General features: G+C 66.4%; 1 protein-coding gene. It reads left to right on the top strand.

Annotation, left to right across the window (positions count from 1 at the left end; genetic code table 11):
* Positions 1-1,237, top strand: a 1,237-nt coding sequence (locus MXD95_RS04035) for an IS630 family transposase (RefSeq protein ID WP_308301439.1), incomplete at its 5' end; no start/stop codon positions are given.
* Between the last annotated feature and the right edge of the window lie 7 nt (positions 1,238-1,244).

The following is a 1,244-nucleotide window of genomic DNA, read 5'->3' as shown; positions in this document are numbered from 1 at the left end:
TAGTGCCGCGTCCGGCAAGGTTTGCCCTGAGTTGTGGACGGCGCGCCGGCCTGGGTCCCGCGCCTGTGCCGCGGCGGGGCCGACGATCTGGGGTGTGGCGGAGCGGGTGCGGGTCCGGGAGATCGATCCGGACGAGGGGCAGAGGCTGCTACGGATCGTGCGCCGCACGTCCGGGTCCGTGGTGACCTGGCGGCGGGCACAGATGATTCTCCTGTCGGCCCAGGGAATGCCGGCCGACAAGATCGCCGAAGTGACCTTCACGTCCCCTGACCGGGTCCGCGACGTGATCCACAACTTCAACGCTGACGGGTTCGACTCGCTCTACCCGAAATACCGCGGCGGACGGCCGGTGACGTTCACCTTGCCGCAGCGCCAGGACATCAAGAAGATCGCGAAGTCGAAGCCGACCGAGCACGGTCTGCCGTTCTCGACCTGGAGCCTGCGCAAGCTCGCGGACTTCCTGGTCACCGAGGGGGTGGTCGACGACATCAGCCACGAGGGCCTGCGGGCACTGCTCCGCCAGGAGGGCGTCTCCTTTCAACGCATAAAGACCTGGAAGGCCTCCACCGACCGGGACTACGAGGCGAAGAAAGCCCGGATCGAGCATCTCTACGCCCTCGTGGACGGGCAGGTCAGCCCCGACCCAGCCGACCCCGAGGAACCCGACGTGGTCGTCTGCGTGGACGAGTTCGGCCCGCTGAACCTCCAGCCCCACCCCGGGTCGCAGTGGGCCGAGGTCGGTGGGAAGAACAAGGACCCGCAACGCGAGCCCAGGCCGCGGATGCGGGCGACCTATACACGTACCCAGGGTGTGCGTCACCTGCTCGCGGCCTACCATCTGGGCGACGACCGGCTCGACGGAAAGATCCGGATGGTCAAGGACCGCACGACGTTCCTGGAGTTCTGTGCCTACCTGCGCGCGCAGTACCCGCCGGACAAGCGGATCGCGATCGTCTGCGACAACTACTCTCCGCACAAGACCACGAAGAAGGACAGCCGCGTCGGTGACTGGGCCGCGGCCAACAACGTCGAGTTCGCTTACACCCCGACGTACTCCAGCTGGCTGAACCGCATCGAGGCCCAGTTCACCGCGCTGCGGCACTTCACCCTCAACGGCACCGACCACGCCGACCACGACACCCAGAACCAGATGATCTACGACTACATCGACTGGCGGAACCAGCACGTCGAAGATCAGAAGCTGCGGGACATCGTCAAGCGGGCGAACGTGGCCTGACAAGGCA

It is taken from the genome of Frankia sp. AiPa1, assembly GCF_023243075.1.
Lineage (GTDB): Bacteria > Actinomycetota > Actinomycetes > Frankiales > Frankiaceae > Frankia.
This window is presented reverse-complemented; position numbering and strand designations above follow the sequence as displayed.